Below are 16,647 nucleotides of genomic sequence, written 5' to 3'. Positions count from 1 at the left end.
GACTTCTTTAAGATGTCGGGAATCTGAACACCTGACATCTCAATGTGATCGCAAAACACTCCCCCTAGACAGAATCGCCCCTCACATCCTCTCGACCCAACACAGCACTAGCAGCTCGATAAAGCAACTGTAGCGCATCCCCATTTTGAGGATACTGAACAACTCCCACGCTAAAGGTCGCTCGAAACGAGGTGCCGTTTTCCCCCTTGAACTCAAATTGACGCAGCATCTTCCGCAGGTCTCCAAGCCGTCGCACACCGTCTTCTTTCGTCATGCCGGACATACCCACCACAAATTCTGCACCTCCCCAGCGACCAACAACATCCTCACTATGGAATGTTTGCCGTAACAGTTCCCCAAATCGGGCTAGCACTTCATCTCCAGCCGCATGACCGTATTGTTGAGTAATGTGACCTAGATGGTCTAGCTTCACGATCGCGAAGCAGAACGGTTGATGGCAGTGTCGGCTCCATTCCAGAAATTGAGTCAACTCTTGAGTGGACTTGCGACGATTGGCAACTCCAGTCAAGGCGTCAGTTTCTGATAGCGTTTTGAGCAGACGCGATCGCTCCAAGCGATTGAAAATCCGGTTGACGAGTTCTGGACCAACAATCGGCTTTCTTACGTAATCATCCGCACCTGCGGCAAATACCCGATGCATGATTTCAGCATCAGTATGAGCCGTGAGAAACAGGATAGGCAATCCACTCCAGCGTGGCTCATTGCGAACCACCTGGCATAGCTCAATCCCACTGATATGCGGCATTTCTACATCCAGAACTAATATATCGGGTGGGGTAGCCTCCAGCGTATCCAGGAATAGGAGCGGATTGTCGAGAACGGAGACATAAAGCCCCCAAGGTATTAGTAAACGCTGTAGCGCCATTAACACCTGCGGATCGTCGTCTACAATCATCACCGTTGCTTTAGTCAGACGGATATTTTGCAGCAATTGATTAACTGCCTCTAATACCTGAGTAGCCGTGACAGGCTGCTGTAAAACCCGCCGTCCGCCTAGACGAGCGATTTTTACGCGATCAATCAAACTATCCTGTTGTGTGAGGACAAGAGCGGGTACGGGTGGAGTACAGGCACTCAGTTCCGCTAACAGTGTCAAATTGTTATCAAGGGTGTTAGCAGCAGAAAAATCAAGCAAAACAGCATTCGGGCGCTGATCGGTTATCTGTTCTCTAGCGACAACGGGGTTTGGAGTGATTTGCGATCGCATTCCCCAACTCGATGTCTGGGCCGCCAACTGTTCAGCCAATAGCTGATTTGGACTCACGATTAACAGCCAAGGACGCTCATCAATGGGTTCACCTGCTGAGATTATTTCAGGAAGTTGCCCGGTGTTCATGCGTTGCACTTCCTGGCGCAGCGCTGTGACGAGTTGGGAAAGCTGCTGCGTGCGATCGCGATCCAGCGATACTCCCTTTTCCAATAACGTTTCGATTTCTTGAGCCAAACGGGAGCCTTCATCAGCCCCAAACATACCCAACGAGCCAGCTAACTTGTGCGCCGCCCACTCTGCTTGTTGCCGCCATTCGTCACTCAGCTTATTTTGGAGCAACAGTGCCACAGCTTGCTCAAGCACATCAACGCGACCATTGGTATCCTCTTTAACCTGTTCCCAAATATTGGTGATTCCGGCTTCAGTCTGCGATTTGACTGTAGATTCTTCTACTCGTTTGCTCTCCTGCCTCTTTCCATCTTTACTCTTTTGCTCCTTGGCTCCTTTGCTATTTTCTTCTGCTAGTCTGAGTCGATAGCCAATGCCATAAACTGTCTCAATTGGATCGTCTAAACCCCCTGCTGCCTTGATCTTGTGGCGCAATCCCTTGATATGGGAGCGGATGGTGTCTTCTGTAGGCGGTTCTTCAAATGACCAGATGTGATCAATCAATGCACTAGTGCTATAGATGCGATGCGGATTACGCAGGAAAAGTTCTAGCAGACTATATTCTTTGGGCGTCAAACGTACCGATTGACTGTTGCAGGTCACTTCACAAATACTAGGGTCAAGCTTCAGGTTTCGCCACTCCAAGAGCGGTGGTAACGCTGCTCCTCCCCGCCGCAGTAAGGCGCGGATACGAGCCAATAACTCCTGTAAATTAAAAGGTTTAGCAACATAGTCATCCGCCCCTGCATCCAAACCTATGGCTGTATTGGTGCTGGTCTTCTGGGCAGTCAATAGAAGAATTGGGGTTTGATTGCCCTGCGATCGGAGCCGCCGACAAAGCGTCATCCCATCAAGCTTGGGCAGCATGACATCCAACAGGATTAAGTCATAGGTAAAGGATTCGAGCAATTCCCAACCCGCTTGACCATCTGTAGCCACATCAACAGCATAGCGTTGGTCAATCAGGGCTTTGGCAAGTGGCTCAACAATGAGCGCATCATCCTCTACCAGTAAAATTTTCATAATGGCTGATGACCGCAAACTCCAAGGACTGACTGGGCAATGAGAATAACTTTGCCACTTACAGAGCACTCTCTAGGTTAAGCCTAGCTCTAGTTCAGTTCAGATTCATCAAAAATGTAACCGTTCAGGAAAGTCCAAGGAGCTGATGTAGAATTGGAACCAACTCTAATAAGCTATGTCAGCCTTCAAAAACTCCAGCCAAGGATTGCATTATTCATTAGACCTCTTGCAAAAGTCGTCGCTGGGGTACTATGGGGTCTGAACAAAAGCGATCGCTAGCCATCAATCATAATTTCTCCTTATCCCTATGTTCGCTGAGTCGAAGTTCGTAATTGTACAGCCCAGCTATCAGATTAAACCAAATCTTTTTCGGCGATTTCTATAACGGTCAGCTAAAATTCTAAATATTTTTAGTCTTCGGTAAGTCGTCCCAGGATAGGGTCGGAATCCTGGAGAAAGTCAATGGCGAGCGCATAATCCATAACGCTGTCACTAAAAACACAGAAGCTGTCGTTACCAACATTCAGGTAATTAAACGAAGTGAAACTCAATGCAACCTCTTCACCCTAACGTTACCCGGAAAAACGTCTATATTAAAATTTATTAAGCAAGCTCATGCGCCTTAAGAAGACCAAGGAGTACCTGTGACTACCCAGACCAGTCTACAAGGGGATATACGCGACGCTGTTGAACAACTTAAAGAGGAAGACAAAGAACTCTTCCAATGGACAAAGCAGTGGTATCCAGTAGCCGTTGTAGATTTTCTAGACCCATCACGTCCCCTAGCCATGCAGTTGCTAGGGAAAGATATTGTCTTGTGGCGCGATGGCTCTCGTCAATGGCGCTGCTTTGAAGATGTTTGTCCTCATCGACTAGTCCCACTTTCTGAAGGTCGTGTTGAGTCGGATGGCACCCTTTTATGTGCCTACCACGCTTGGCGTTTTGATTCTGAGGGAAACTGCGTCAGCATTCCCCAATCCAAAGATCAGGAGACTGAGGCGAAGCACTGCTCAAACAAAAAGTCCTGTGCTGTTGCTTATCCTACCCAGGAACGTCAAGGTCTTTTGTGGGTATGGGCTGAGTCAGGTCAACAGGCACAGGCTGAAAGTCAATTAAGGGCACCGCGAATTATTCCAGAACTTGAGGAAGACTCGGATAGGGTAGTGCAGCTCTTTTGGAATATCCGCGACCTCCCCTATGGATGGGACTTTTTCATGGAGAATGTGGCCGATCCAGCCCATGTCCCTGTCTCTCACCACGGTATTGTTGGCAGTCGGTACAAGGATGCCAAGTACTACGACATGCCTCGCATCCGGGAGATGTCTACTCAGGAAGGATTCTCCTTTGCAATTACGCCTACGGCTCCAAGCATCGAGCAAGCGGTTCACGACTTTCAACCGCCAAGTCATATGAGAATTGTCTCAACGTTTAAAGATGGCGGGAAACTTATCCTAGCTTTATACGCCAGTCCAACTCGTCCTGGATGGTGTCGTCATATCGGATGCCAGGTGTTGGTGAAGAATAAGGCGGGGAAGAAACCGCCAGGGTTGGGATTTTTTGCGCTACCGATGCCAGTCTGGTTAACTCATGTGTTGGCATCTCTGTTCCTGCATCAGGATGCGGTGTTTCTCCATTACCAGGAGAAGATTCTAAGCAAACGGGGCAAGCATAAATGGCTGGATGCCGTCTATACGCCCAATCCCCAAGACAAGATGGTGATTGCATTTCGTCAATGGCTCTCAAAAAGAGCCGGAGGCGGTATCCCTTGGGATTCAGGATGTAATTCCGAGCTGCCATCAGGGGAGCGAGACAAGCAGAAATTGTTTGATGTGTGGACAACCCATACTCAACATTGCCAGGTTTGCCAGGATGCCCTGAAAACGATTAACCGTCTCTCTGTGTTGGCTTATGTGGCTGCGGGGGTGTGTTTTGGTCTAGGCGTGATGGTGGATGCACGAGCTGTGGCGATGAAGGTGGCGGCAGCATCTATAGAACAAACAGCAACCTCTGTTTTAACGGTTGTCCCTCCTGCCGGGTTTTGGTTGGCGCTATTGAGTGCAATCCTATTTGCAACAGTAGGATACCTGCTTAAGAAATTCAGTCGGCTCTTCTATGTTTATGAGTTTGAACACGCTCACAATCACTGATATATCAACAGGAGTGAGTGCGATCGCTATCCCCGCCTAGAGCATCGGACCCGCCCCTGTTTAGGGAACCCGCCCACCCCTAGCTGCTGTAAACAACGAGTACCACTCTTCCCGCGTCAAAGCGACTTCATCGGCTAAAGCGCACGTTGCAATCCGTTCTGGCTTAGTTGACCCCACAATCGGTTGAATGCCCGCAGGATGGCGCAACAGCCAAGCGAGAACAATGGCCTCACGACTTGTCTGCTTTGCTTCAGCCAACTGACCCACCAGCTGAGCCATCTTGCTCAACGCCGGATCGGCTTCTGCGTTAGGCTTAAAAAGCTTGCCACCTGCCAGGGGTCCCCAGGCCTGTATCAAGATATTGTGGTTGCGGCAGTAGTCCAGCGTTCCGGTTGCCAAGGTCGAGTTGACACCAGACACGTTTGCAACAACGCCCTCATCAATCAAATACGAGTGCAGCAGGCTTAGCTCCACCTGATTGATCAACAGCGGTTGCTCCAAGCTCTTTTGCAATAGCTCAATCTGCCCTACTGTATGATTACTAACGCCGAAGTAGCGCACCTTGCCCGCTGTCTGCAACGCATCAAATGCTCGCGCGACCTCCTCGGATTCTACCAGTGGGTCAGGGCGATGCAGCAGCAGAATATCGAGGTAGTCGGTTTGCAGTCTTTGCAAACTGCCCTCCACTGACGCAACGATGTGCTCATAGCTAAAGTCGTAGCGCTGGGGGTCGCTAGGCTGAGGATCTCCCGCGAAACGAATACCGCACTTCGACTGAAGCACAATTTGCTCACGCAGACCTGGCGAGGCTTTGAGCAAATCACCAAACACCTTCTCTGACTTGCCCCGCGCATAAATATCTGCATGGTCAAACAGGGTAATGTCTGCTTGCAGAGCTGCCTTAATGGCCCGAGATGCACTTTCCCGCACATCTGTAGAAAGCGGTGTATCATCCCAAGTGCCGCCAATATTCATGCAGCCATAGGCAACTCGCGAAACTCTCAAATCAGTGCCCGGCAGCGTGTAGGTATGCATCAACGTCTAGAGCTAGGTAGGAACGATGAACAGGTCACTCTGTCCCCATCCTACTGGCGGTCACAGCATCTGCCTACTGATTTTTGTTCCTAACGTTCCCCTTCACCCGCTGCAAATAGACCTCTGCATCAAACTGATTATCTTTTGGCAGCCAGTGTGCCTGGACGTTCTTAGCTTGTGTCTTTCTTGCTAAAGCAATAGCGGTTTTATAATTGAGAGATGCAAAAGCTTACCATGACCCGGCCTGACGACTGGCATCTGCATCTACGCGACGGTGCGTCGCTGAAAGCGGTTCTGCCCCACACGGTGCGTCAGTTTGCCCGCGCGATCATCATGCCGAACTTGAAGCCCCCAGTACGCTCGGTAGCTGATGCGGCGGCTTATCGCGCTCGCATCCTCGCAGCGATTCCGGCGGGCCAACGGTTCGAGCCACTGATGACGCTCTACCTCACCGACAACACCAGCCCCGAAGAAATTATCCGGGCTAAAGCATACCAGTTTGTCAAAGCGGTAAAGTACTACCCAGTCGGTGCAACCACCAATTCAGACTTCGGGGTGACCGACATTCGTAAGTGCGATCGCGTCTTTGAAGCGATGCAGCAGGTAGACATGCCTTTACTACTGCACGGGGAAGTGACGGATCAAAGTGTCGATATGTTCGATCGCGAGAAGGTATTTATCGAGCGACATTTGATCCCCCTCAAGCAGCGATTTCCCAACCTGCGCGTGGTGCTTGAACACGTTACCACCTCAGATGCTGTGCAGTATGTCCTGTCTGCGAACAACATCGCTGCAACGATCACCCCACAACATTTGTTATTTAACCGCAATATCCTATTTCAAGGTGGCATTCGCCCCCATTTTTATTGCCTGCCAATATTGAAACGTGAGGAGCATCGCCTAGCCCTTCTGCAAGCGGCAACCTCTGGTAATCCTAAGTTTTTTCTTGGCACCGATAGCGCCCCCCATCCCCGCAATGGCAAAGAAAGTTCCTGTGGCTGTGCGGGTTGCTACTCGGCTCTGCACGCGATGGAGTTATACACAGAAGCTTTTGAGAGCGTTGATGCACTCGATAAACTTGAAGCTTTCGCCAGCTTCTATGGGCCAGATTTTTATCAACTCCCGCGCAATACGGAACAGATTACCTTGACAAGAACGACCTGGCGCGTTCCCGATGAAGTGCCATTTACTGAATCCGGACTTGTGCCCTTACGGGCAGGTCAGGAGATGGCGTGGCAAATGCTTGACGCTAGCATGGCTGAAGCTAATTGATTTGGATGATCGTGTAATGGACACGCTACTCCTTAGTTATTAATGGTCGAAGAATCAGTAAGGACTCTTTACGGCGCAAAAAAGATCTGTTTTGGAGAGGCTAACGGCAAAGCTAACCGGACGGCAACAATCCTTGCCACTTAATGGGACTTAAACGAAAAAAAAGAGTAAATAAGGGTAAAATACAGCAACGGCAAACACGTCACGTTAAGAACTGAGCTGTGAAACAAACAACTCCCGCCGCTATGCCCCCTTGCTTCGATAGATGGTGTAAGCGCTTTGATGATATCTTTTCGCATCAAGCGCAAAAACGGGAGTGAATGAACTATATCGGGGGATTATCGGGGGAAAGCGAACGAAAAAACCTGTCTCAAATGGCGGATAACGCTTCATCTATATGATGGCAAAAAAAGCTTGCCGTTAGATATAGAGTTATATCAACATGCCAATTCTTTACCTCAAGGAAAAAAAGATATTGAATTCAAAAAAAAGCCAGAGCTAAAAGGATGGTTGGGCTTATCTGAATATCAAGTTAGAGATTATCGCAGCTTAATACGTCATTTCATTCTGGTATTTTGTGCCTATACATTTATTTTATGGCATACCTTAACCGGAGGATTAAGACGCAGGTGGGCCAACAAATCTTTAAATACCTTTGTTGAGGCATTAGAGGCTTTTCGCACTGCGATGTCTTTCCGCAACGCCTACGTGGTTGAACCACAATCGTGACGTATTCGTAGCTTACAAAGCTGCTTTGGGCTTTATTTGGGCTTCATATCTGTTTAAGTACCGTAAAGCCGCTTTGGGCTTTATTTGGGCTTGATATTTGTTAAAGTCCCGTTAGCAACAGTTGACGTGACGGCGCTGCAAAAACTGGCTCGCACATTCGATGTAATGATTGAAGATTTAATTGAAGTGGTGGAAGATTAGGCGGGTTATTGATTTACTTTGAAGTGCAAATACCATCGCACCAAAGTGCGCTAGCGAAGCATCCCGCAAGGGTTATCGCTTTGGCTCACATTCGGGTTAGTCTTCAGATAATCTCTAAGCCAGTTGCAGCCACGCACGAGTAAATCCTCTAAACCCAAATTCCATCTGATTAGCATTACTGTGCAATCATGACTAGCTGAGGCAAGTGTCTGACCATCAGGACTAAAGCTAACGTCCCATACCCAATCGCTATGCTTCTGAAAGGTTTGTAGTTCTGTACCATCCAAACGCCAAAGTTTCACTGTGCGATCGCGGCTAGCTGAAGCAAGTGTCTGACCATCTGGGCTGAATCTGACACAAAAGACTGAACTGCTATGCCCATAAAAAGTTTGTAGTTCTGTGCCATCTAAACGCCAGAGCTTCACCGTCTGGTCATCACTAGCAGAGGCAATTGTTTGTCCGTCAGGGCTAAAGCTTACACTACAGACCTTATTGGTATGTCCTCGAAAGATTTGTAGTTCTGTGCCGTCCAAACTCCAAAGTTTCACTGTGCGATCGGTGCTAGCTGAGGCAATTATCTGCCCATCGGGGCTGAAGCAGAGACTATAAACCCGATCGCTATGCCCGTGAATGGTTTGTAGTTCTGTGCCATCCAAACTCCAAAGTTTTATTGTATTGTCACTACTCCCTGAGGCAAGCAGTTGACCATCGGGACTGAAGCTGATACTTCTCACCCAATCACTATGCCCCTGAAACGTTCGCAATTCTGTGCCATCTAAACGCCAGAGTTTCATTGTGCGATCGCGACTACCTGAGGCAAGCAGTTGACCATCGGGACTAAAACTGACACTACCCACTAAATCGCTATGCCCACGAAAGGTTTGCAGTTCTGTGCCATCCAAACACCAGAGTTTTATTGTGCGATCGCTGCTAGCCGAGGCAAGGGTTTGACCATTCGGACTGAAGCTAACGCTACTGACCGGACTACAGTGTTTATGAAATATTTGTAATTCTTGACTATTGAGATACCAAAGTTTCACTGTGCGATCGCCACTAGCCGAAGCCAGCATCTGACCATCGGGACTGAAACTGACGCTATTGACCTTATCACTATGCCCGTGAAAGGTCTGCACTTCTGTACCATCTCCATCCAAACGCCAGAGTTTTACCGTTGTGTCCAGGCTAGCCGAAGCCAGCATCTGCCCATCGGGACTAAAGCTAATCCGATAAACCTTGTCGCCATGTCCTTGAAGGGTTTGCACTTGTGTACCGTCCAAACGCCAAACTTTTATTGTCCGGTTACTACTAGCCGCAGCAAGCATCTGACCATCTGGGCTAAAGCTGATGTCAAAGAAACGACTCTGCCCGCGCAAGGTTTGCACTGGTGTACCATCCAAACGCCAGAGTTTGATTGTCCGGTCAAAGCTAGCTGAGGCAAGCACTTGTCCATCGGGACTGAAGCTGACGCTACTGACTGAAGCGCTATGCCCGCAAAAGGTTTGCACTTCTGTACCATCCAAACGCCAGAGTTTTACAGTGGTATCAAGGCTAGCTGAGGCAAGCATCTGACCATCTGGACTGAAGCTGACAGTAAAAACCTTGTCGCTATGCCCGTAAAAGGTTTGCACTTCTGTACCATCCAATGCCCAAAGCTTCACTGTGCAATCATCACCCGCTGAAGCAAGCATCTGACCATCTGGACTGAAGTTGACAGTAAAAACTTTATCGCTATGCCCGTGAAAGGTTTGCAGTTCTGTGCCATCCAATGCCCAAAGCTTCACTGTACCGTCACTGCTAGCCGAAGCAAGCATCTGACCATTTGGACTGAAGCAGACACTTTTTAAAGCTTCCCTATGTCCATGAAAGCGATTACGCTCTCTCACAGAGTAGACTGTCTGCCGCAGCCGATCTACTGTCCTAATCTTGAGATCAGCTAGCGCTTCCATGGCTTCTAATTTTTTAACTGCCTTAATACCAGCGATTAATGCTCCCAAGTGATCATGGGAGAGAAGCAAAGCTTGTGAAAGTGAACTTAACGCTTCAATCTCCGCAATTTCTGCCCGCTTGCGTTCCTGCTGTTCTAAGCGCAGTACCTCTTCTTTCTCCCGCAGTGCTTGTCTCAGTTGCGCTTCTGTTAGCTTCTGTTTCTCTTTCGCTTCTACCAGTTCTTCTAGCAAGCCAGGTGCTTGTTGTTGGCGAATAAAGGCAACCAGATAGTCGTGAACAAGTTGATAACGGTTAGCTGGAGATTCTGGCACCAAAAATACTAGTCCAGAACCGACTAATATCTCTAGGACTAAATCTAATTGCTTTGTCTCTGACTCAAAGCCCAATACTTCTAAATCTGCTATCAACTCAGCGCGAGTTTTGAGAGGGCGAGTCCCATTTTCATTGGTTAATAAGTACAAAACTAGACGAGCAGCACGTTCATTTTCAGCACCACAATCTTTGATAACATCTTCAAGGGAACGCTGAACCAGTTTTTCTTTAGGATTGCTCCCTAGCTGATGATATTGTTCGAGCGTTGTGATGTAATCTGTTTGCAGTTGCGCTCCTACTACCTGCAACTCAATTGGGCGAATTTCTCCCAATTCTCCAACTAAATCCTGCACTAATTGGTCGATGAGTTCGGGTTGTAAGTAGAATTGCGATCGCTCTGTTAATTCGCTAATTACTGATTTAGCACGTTTTGGAGAAAAGTCTCCTAAATAGTACCGGATATTTTTATCTAAAATGTTTTGGTTGATAACATCTAGATTTGTATAGCGATCGCACTCTAATAAATAATGTAAATAGTCTTCTCGTAAGGATAAAATTACTTTTAGATACGGGAGGTTCAGACAAACTCGAAGAAACTCATAGAATTGCTGTCGTTCACATAAATTAGTACAAATGAAGAAAAACTCTTCAAACTGATCAAAAATCAAAACAGTTAATAGATTACTCTCTACATTTCTTCTTAACTGTTCAATAATTGCATCTGTTGAATCAATTTTTAAATCTTGAGTATCGAATGGTTTAGGGTTAAAATCTGCTTCCTGATTGCTTTGTGCCCTAATTTCGTTTTCCGCCAATATTTCTGCTAGCTGTCTGCCTAACTCTTTGACCCAATTCGTGTAAACTACTCGTCGTAAGAGAACAGGTAAGACATTGCGATCGCTTATTGTCCGTTGTTTCAATTCTGGCACTAATCCTGCCCGCAATAGCGAACTTTTCCCCACTCCTGACATTCCGTGAATTACAATCAGTTTGTGGTCATTTCGCGATATTCTTTCAATTAAGTTACTAATATCCTGGTGTTGTCCTGTTGCCGTAATTCGCTCTCGTGCTTTTACATCTATATCTGCTGTCTGTAAAGCCGGATTCGTTACTCGTTTTAGAGGTAACAAGCTTCCTGCACCTGTAAAAGGACGGAAACCGTACTGCGCTTCGATAGAGCGTTGTTCTTGCTTAATTTCAAAGGCTTTAAAATATTCACCTTGGTTAAAATAAAGCGATCGCAAGGTTTTTAAAATACGAATATAAAGCAGTGGATCGTATTGAGGATTACAATCTTGTCTTGCATTTTCTAAATTACTTAGCGCTTCTTGCTGTTGACTGAGGTACTGCTGTGATTTAGCCAGTAACAATAGATATAAACTTTGATACTGTTTCCATGCCCAGCTCCAATCTTTGTTTGCATTTAAAATATGAGTAACGACTTCTGGTTCAGCATTTTTTTGCAGTGCTAGTTTCGCATAATTCTTTGCTTCGTTCCAGTTCGATTTTTTGAGAGCAACCTCAGCCAAAAGTCCATAAGCATAACCTGAAGAAGCAAGGTGACTTTTATCTGGATAGGTTTGATGCAGTTGAATTGAGTCCTTAGCAACACGTTCTAGTTCATCCCACTCCTTTAATCGTGTTAAAACTTCTCCTAAGGCATTAATAAACTTAGTCGCCAAATCAGGACGATTACCTTGTTGAAATACTTCAATACACTGCTGAAAGTAAATCTTAGCTTGCTGGCAAGCTTGCCGATATTCAGCACGATGTAAAATAGCATATCGCCGCCACCACAAGCCTAGGTAGAATAGCAATCCCCCATGTCGTTCTACACAATCACTATGTTTCCAAAACTCTAGACTTTGCTCATAGTATTGTCGAGCTTTTTCCATTTGTCCATTCGCTTGTGCATCGCGTCCTAGGAGGAATTGGAGATTAGCTTCTAGCTCTGGATCTAATTGGTTTACCCGCCTTTGCAAATCCCTTAAAGCTGACTCCAATTCTGAACGATGACGTGAATCAACTGCGATATTAAGCACAGCATTATCAAGAAATCTACCAGCACCAGCGCCTAAGATTTTCTTAAATGCATCATCAGCACTTTTATTGATTGTATGGATTAGTTCATCCGTTGCGATCGCAAATTCAGTTGTAGTGGCAAAACTCTCTAAATCTGGGGCTAATCGAATCAACTTTTGCAGAACTTCATCATTCACCCACAAGATAACGGGAAAAAGAAAATTACGGCGAAACTCATCCCGTACCAAATTGGCAGACACTAAAACTTTGTCAATGTTGCTGACTGCCTCCAAGCCAAATACCATTAAAGCCTCAGGCTGTTCCTCGCCAAGAGCGGCTTGAATCGTGCTATAAAGTGTTTTAACCGACTCATCTAAGACAAGTTCACGGATTTCTACAGAACAGATTTCTCGTAATCGGGAAACTATATGCGATCGCACAGTAGCATAGTTGCAGCGCACCAAAATTAACGAGAAGCCTTCCGTTAGCTCAATCTTATTCGCGAGTGTCTGCAAAGACTTTTCGTTAAAAGCTGAAGTATTTTCAGATTCAGGCAAGTCATTCATGACTTAAACTCTTTAGCTTCTGCCAAGACTGGATTGATATCAAACCAAGAACCATCGGCATCACGGTACTCAAATACAAATAGACTTCGCAGCAGACTTTGGTAGCCTTCCTCGCCTCTTACTTTTTTGATTTGTCTAACTTGGCGGAGTAAATCCCAGTCTTCATCTTTTATGCCTAATGTTAGCTCATTACAGCGTTGTTTAATCACACCTTCTAAGCAGTGACGTGAAAGAGGAGGACGTTCTTTTGGAATACATTCATGCAGTAGTCGCAGTAAGTTTCGCACATGACCACCACTCACGCAGCACAATCGATCTAGAGTTTCAATACTATCAAAAAGCTCTGTCACTCTATCGAGTCGTTCAGGGTGATGTAAGTCAGGGAATGCTCTAGTTAGTACCAGTTGTCGTAGTAACTCTATGCCAACTTCAAAGTGATTACCCTGACGTACTTGCACTGGCACCATTGGCAATACCTTAGCACTGCCTAAACTACTTTGCAGTTTTCCATATTCAGGAGAAAACATTAAAGCTAAGGGAATCGTATAAACCACATGACATTTTAAGCGGCTTAATTGCTCACCTCGATCAATAAATAAATACTCTGGCTGTCGTCGCCCCCAAGGCTTTGCTGTGTTATCGACTTTATCTAAATTATCAACAATGACGACTAGTCCTTCTTTCCCTCGTTGCTTTAGTTTCTCAGTTGCAGGGGCAAGTAGTTCGTCGTTAATCGATTTTAAAATATTACTGGTTCGAGGCTCTAAATAATCTCGTAATTGGTTCCGAAGTTTGGGACTTTCTTTAGTTTGAGCCGTAACTTTCGCAATCCCTAACGATAACTCTGCTCCTAACGAGAAATCAATCGGAGTTTGCAAAAAGTTTGAGATTTCACCAAATAAATTAGAAAAATATCCAGGCTTCAGCTTAATGCCAACAGCTTCTAAGCTTTCACTCGCCTGTCGTGCGATCGCAAGTAAAATATCACTGATATCTACGTCTGCCATGTCCAAGTCTTGAGACGACTCGAAGTAAACGACATGAAAGGATTGTTTCTCCAACTCTTCTTTCAACCTGAGCAATTCAGTAGACTTACCACAGCCGATGTGTCCTGTAAACAACTGGCAGGTTGACTCATCAGACAGCAGAATCGTTTGCCCCAGTTCCTCAACGATTTCACCGCCCCGGACTGAAGAAAAATTGATGTAGTACTTCTGGTCGTCTGGGTTCCCCATGTTTAGGGTCTTACCAGGGTTACAAGCGTTGTAGAATCTCTTCACATTTAGTGGTTTCACACTTTTCCCTCTAAATCAGGCTCTAACCTATTTTTTGCTGTTGCTATTTTACAGATTCAGTAAGAAAGTTTGATGAGCTTGAAATAGCTAGAAGCCCGTTATCAGTTCAATTTGGTGCTTTTTGCTACTCTTCCCTATGAGACTATTTCTAACTTCAAGCTGAAAGCTACCTTGTTTTGAGGCATCTAATCTTTGAGCTAAAAAAAAGTAAACTTATGTAAAGTAAAGTTCTCATTCACCATGATGTCTCGTCGCGCTTTTCTAACCACTCTTTTCACTATCTGTCTCGCTTTCCTTACCTGGCTTAACTTCCCGCCAACTGCTAACGCCCTCGGCGGAAAGCAACCTCCTCTCAATCAATCCGCACCAGAGTTTACCCTACCGACTAATACAGGTGATGGTGAGGTGTCACTTTCTGACTATCGGGGTAAGTGGGTTGTACTCTACTTCTATCCCAAGGATTTCACCTCTGGTTGTACCTTAGAAGCGCGTCGGTTTCAGCAGGACTTGCAAAAATATACAGATAGAAACGTGCAAATTCTCGGTGTTAGTGCAGACGATGTAGAGTCCCATGCTGAATTTTGTGATTCTGAAGGTCTGAAATTTCCTCTGTTGGCTGATACTGATGGAGAAGTTAGTAAAACCTATGGTTCTTGGCTTGGTTCCGTCTCTCTACGCCACACCTACATCATTGACCCAGAAGGCATTTTAAGAGAAATTTATATTGGGGTAAGACCAGCGATTCATAGTACAGAGGTGCTGGCGCGTCTGGATGAATTGCAGTCAGAAGCCTCATAAAAACCCCCAATTAAATGCAATGAAAAAACTGGTGGACATCTAATATCCACCAGTAACATCCTTGTCTATTTCAAAAACCACTAATCAACCAAATCTGACACCCAAAAAGTTATTCGTTTTCCTTGTTTTATCGACCGTAGTTAGTAGTCCGCACATCATCAGCTTGGCGGTAACGTACATCATCATTGCGCTTACGACCAGCAAGACCAGCAAGACCACCCAATCCAAGCAAACCTAACCAGCCCCAGTCAAAACTATCTTCATCTTCATATTCAACTGCTTCAACACCTTGATCAGTCGTTGTAGTCGTGTCAGGAGCGGTGTTGGTTTGGGCGGTAGCAGGTAGAGTGAAGGGAACAAAGGCTACGCTAGCAGCAAGAACACTAGCTCCAACAACTTTGGACAAAAGTGATTTAGATGAATTTGAACGTTGCATTGATTTAAAGCTCCATTTCTTATGCTCTAAATTTATCAATTCACAACAATCTACCAATCCCTCTGTAGCTGGAAACTGACTAAGCTTTAGGTTCTCGCTGAAGGGGTAGGAAAACTCGTTTTGTTGAGTTACGCCTATCCAATTAGTATTATTTCTTGGCTTCCATCTGTCGCTGTAGCTGCTTGAGAGTTTGATAAATTTCCGGGAGGCGGCTATAAACGGCAGCAACTTTGAGAAATAGTTTGTGAGGAAGGGCGGGGATTCCACTGACAATCGCACCCGGTTCTACATCATTATGAATACCAGCTTTCGCACTCGCGATCGCACCATCTCCAATTTTCGCCTGATTGGCAATTCCCACTTGACCTGCAAGAATCACACGATTGCCAACTTTCACACCCCCCGCTAAACCGACTTGTGATGCCATTGCACAGTTCTCCCCGATTTCGCACCCATGACCAATTTGCACTAGGTTATCAATCTTTGTATTTCGGGCGACTCGTGTTTCACCAACGGCTGGGCGGTCAATGGTAGTATTACAGCCAACTTCGACACCATCTTCTAGCACTGTGCAGCCAGACTGTTCCATTTTGTACCAGCCTGTTGGTATAGGGACAAAGCCAAAGCCTTCTGCACCGATGACAGCACCGCTATGAATCACGCAATCTGAGCCAATTTTTGAGCGTTCGTGGATGGTGCAATTCGCGTGTAAGATAGTGCGATCGCCAATTTCGGCTTCAGGATAAATCACGACATTGGGATGAATGCAAGCGCCATTGCCAATTTTCACTCCCACTTGAATCACGGCATGGGCACCGATGTAAACATCTTTACCAATCTCAGCAGAAGGATGAATGATAGCAGTCGGGTGGATTTCTGGTGTCGGGTGGAAGGGTTTGTAGAAAAGTGCGATCGCTTTTGCAAAAACTAACCGGGGTTCAGATACAGCAATCCAAGCCTTACCTCTTTGTGTCGCTTGTGCTTGTAAGGCTTCATCTCGTGGCAAAATCAAAGCACCTGCGGCTGTCTTACCCACCATAGCGGCAAACTTAGCTCCTTCGATATAACTGAGAGTATCGCCAGAAGCGTGTTCAATTGGTGCAACTCCAGTAATTTCTGGGTTAAATTCTGGGTTGCTAGTTAGACTATTGCGATCGGTCGCATCGCTCAGTTTTTCGGCAATTTCGCTAAACTTCATTGCAATATTTACACATTAATTGAACCGCTAAGACACCCTATTCGCCCAGAAGTTTCAAGATGAATATTGAGAGCCTATCTGCAAGTCGCTAAACCTTTACGAGTCGCCCAGTATTGTACCGCCAAGAGCATCCTAATTTTGTAAATCCAGCCTTTTGATCCACTCCCACGGCTAGAAGCCGATGGGATTCAGGCATCAAGCAAGGATTGCAGTCTGAGACTGTCTTACATCCTCTACGCCAAAGGTTGAGATCCCAACCCTTTTAAG

Annotated in this window: 9 protein-coding genes and 1 pseudogene; 4 read left to right on the top strand and 6 right to left on the bottom strand. The window is 46.1% G+C overall.

The annotated features are described in order from the left end of the window. Nucleotides 1-64: 64 nt before the first annotated feature. Nucleotides 65-2,422: a response regulator gene (locus H6F98_RS04170; RefSeq protein ID WP_192217430.1), complete on the bottom strand. Its 2,358-nt coding sequence runs from the start codon at nt 2,420-2,422 to the stop codon at nt 65-67. Nucleotides 2,423-3,066: 644 nt separating this feature from the next. Here H6F98_RS04170 and H6F98_RS34365 point away from each other — a divergent pair. Continuing rightward, nucleotides 3,067-4,569, top strand: coding sequence for a Rieske 2Fe-2S domain-containing protein (locus H6F98_RS34365; protein ID WP_192217428.1), 1,503 nt, complete (start codon nt 3,067-3,069; stop codon nt 4,567-4,569). A 60-nt stretch (nt 4,570-4,629) separates the two neighbouring features. Here the strand turns inward: H6F98_RS34365 and H6F98_RS04150 are convergent, their stop codons facing one another. Next, complete coding sequence (locus H6F98_RS04150; RefSeq protein ID WP_192217427.1) at nt 4,630-5,604, bottom strand: aldo/keto reductase family oxidoreductase; 975 nt, start codon at nt 5,602-5,604, stop codon at nt 4,630-4,632. A 234-nt stretch (nt 5,605-5,838) separates the two neighbouring features. Between H6F98_RS04150 and pyrC the strand changes: the two genes are divergently transcribed. Together pyrC and H6F98_RS04140 are read left to right on the top strand one after the other, a co-directional pair. Next, nucleotides 5,839-6,876: a dihydroorotase gene (pyrC, locus tag H6F98_RS04145; RefSeq protein WP_242058347.1), complete on the top strand. Its 1,038-nt coding sequence runs from the start codon at nt 5,839-5,841 to the stop codon at nt 6,874-6,876. 221 nt (nt 6,877-7,097) lie between these two features. Beyond that, a pseudogene (locus H6F98_RS04140) lies at nt 7,098-7,699 on the top strand (hypothetical protein). 157 nt (nt 7,700-7,856) lie between these two features. On the opposite strand, the gene H6F98_RS04135 reads toward H6F98_RS04140, so the two are convergent. Next, nucleotides 7,857-12,653: an AAA family ATPase gene (locus tag H6F98_RS04135; RefSeq protein WP_192217425.1), complete on the bottom strand. Its 4,797-nt coding sequence runs from the start codon at nt 12,651-12,653 to the stop codon at nt 7,857-7,859. Continuing rightward, complete coding sequence (locus H6F98_RS04130; protein ID WP_396810514.1) at nt 12,650-13,948, bottom strand: P-loop NTPase fold protein; 1,299 nt, start codon at nt 13,946-13,948, stop codon at nt 12,650-12,652. Before H6F98_RS04130 ends, H6F98_RS04135 begins: the two co-directional genes overlap by 4 nt. A 240-nt stretch (nt 13,949-14,188) precedes the next feature. Between H6F98_RS04130 and H6F98_RS04125 the strand changes: the two genes are divergently transcribed. Then, nucleotides 14,189-14,746 carry a peroxiredoxin gene (locus H6F98_RS04125; RefSeq protein ID WP_192217423.1) on the top strand — a complete coding sequence of 186 codons (558 nt, stop codon included), beginning with the start codon at nt 14,189-14,191 and terminating at the stop codon, nt 14,744-14,746. Nucleotides 14,747-14,873: 127 nt separating this feature from the next. Here the strand turns inward: H6F98_RS04125 and H6F98_RS04120 are convergent, their stop codons facing one another. After that, complete coding sequence (locus H6F98_RS04120; protein ID WP_192217422.1) at nt 14,874-15,182, bottom strand: WGxxGxxG family protein; 309 nt, start codon at nt 15,180-15,182, stop codon at nt 14,874-14,876. A 148-nt stretch (nt 15,183-15,330) separates the two neighbouring features. After that, nucleotides 15,331-16,380, bottom strand: coding sequence for a UDP-3-O-(3-hydroxymyristoyl)glucosamine N-acyltransferase (gene lpxD, locus H6F98_RS04115; protein ID WP_192217421.1), 1,050 nt, complete (start codon nt 16,378-16,380; stop codon nt 15,331-15,333). Nucleotides 16,381-16,647 lie beyond the last annotated feature (267 nt).

It is taken from the genome of Microcoleus sp. FACHB-SPT15, from assembly GCF_014849525.1.
GTDB classification, from domain to species: domain Bacteria; phylum Cyanobacteriota; class Cyanobacteriia; order Cyanobacteriales; family Coleofasciculaceae; genus Symplocastrum; species Symplocastrum torsivum.
Note: the sequence above shows the minus strand (reverse complement) of the source record. Positions and strands in the feature narration are given on the sequence as shown.

Coding starts and splice junctions, on each gene's coding strand:
- H6F98_RS04150 (WP_192217427.1), bottom strand. CDS start 5,604: ATGCATACCTACACGCTGCCGGGCACTGATTTGAGAGTTTCGCGAGTT.
- H6F98_RS04125 (WP_192217423.1), top strand. CDS start 14,189: ATGATGTCTCGTCGCGCTTTTCTAACCACTCTTTTCACTATCTGTCTC.
- pyrC (WP_242058347.1), top strand. CDS start 5,839: ATGACCCGGCCTGACGACTGGCATCTGCATCTACGCGACGGTGCGTCG.
- H6F98_RS04170 (WP_192217430.1), bottom strand. CDS start 2,422: ATGAAAATTTTACTGGTAGAGGATGATGCGCTCATTGTTGAGCCACTT.
- H6F98_RS04120 (WP_192217422.1), bottom strand. CDS start 15,182: ATGCAACGTTCAAATTCATCTAAATCACTTTTGTCCAAAGTTGTTGGA.
- H6F98_RS04135 (WP_192217425.1), bottom strand. CDS start 12,653: ATGAATGACTTGCCTGAATCTGAAAATACTTCAGCTTTTAACGAAAAG.
- lpxD (WP_192217421.1), bottom strand. CDS start 16,380: ATGAAGTTTAGCGAAATTGCCGAAAAACTGAGCGATGCGACCGATCGC.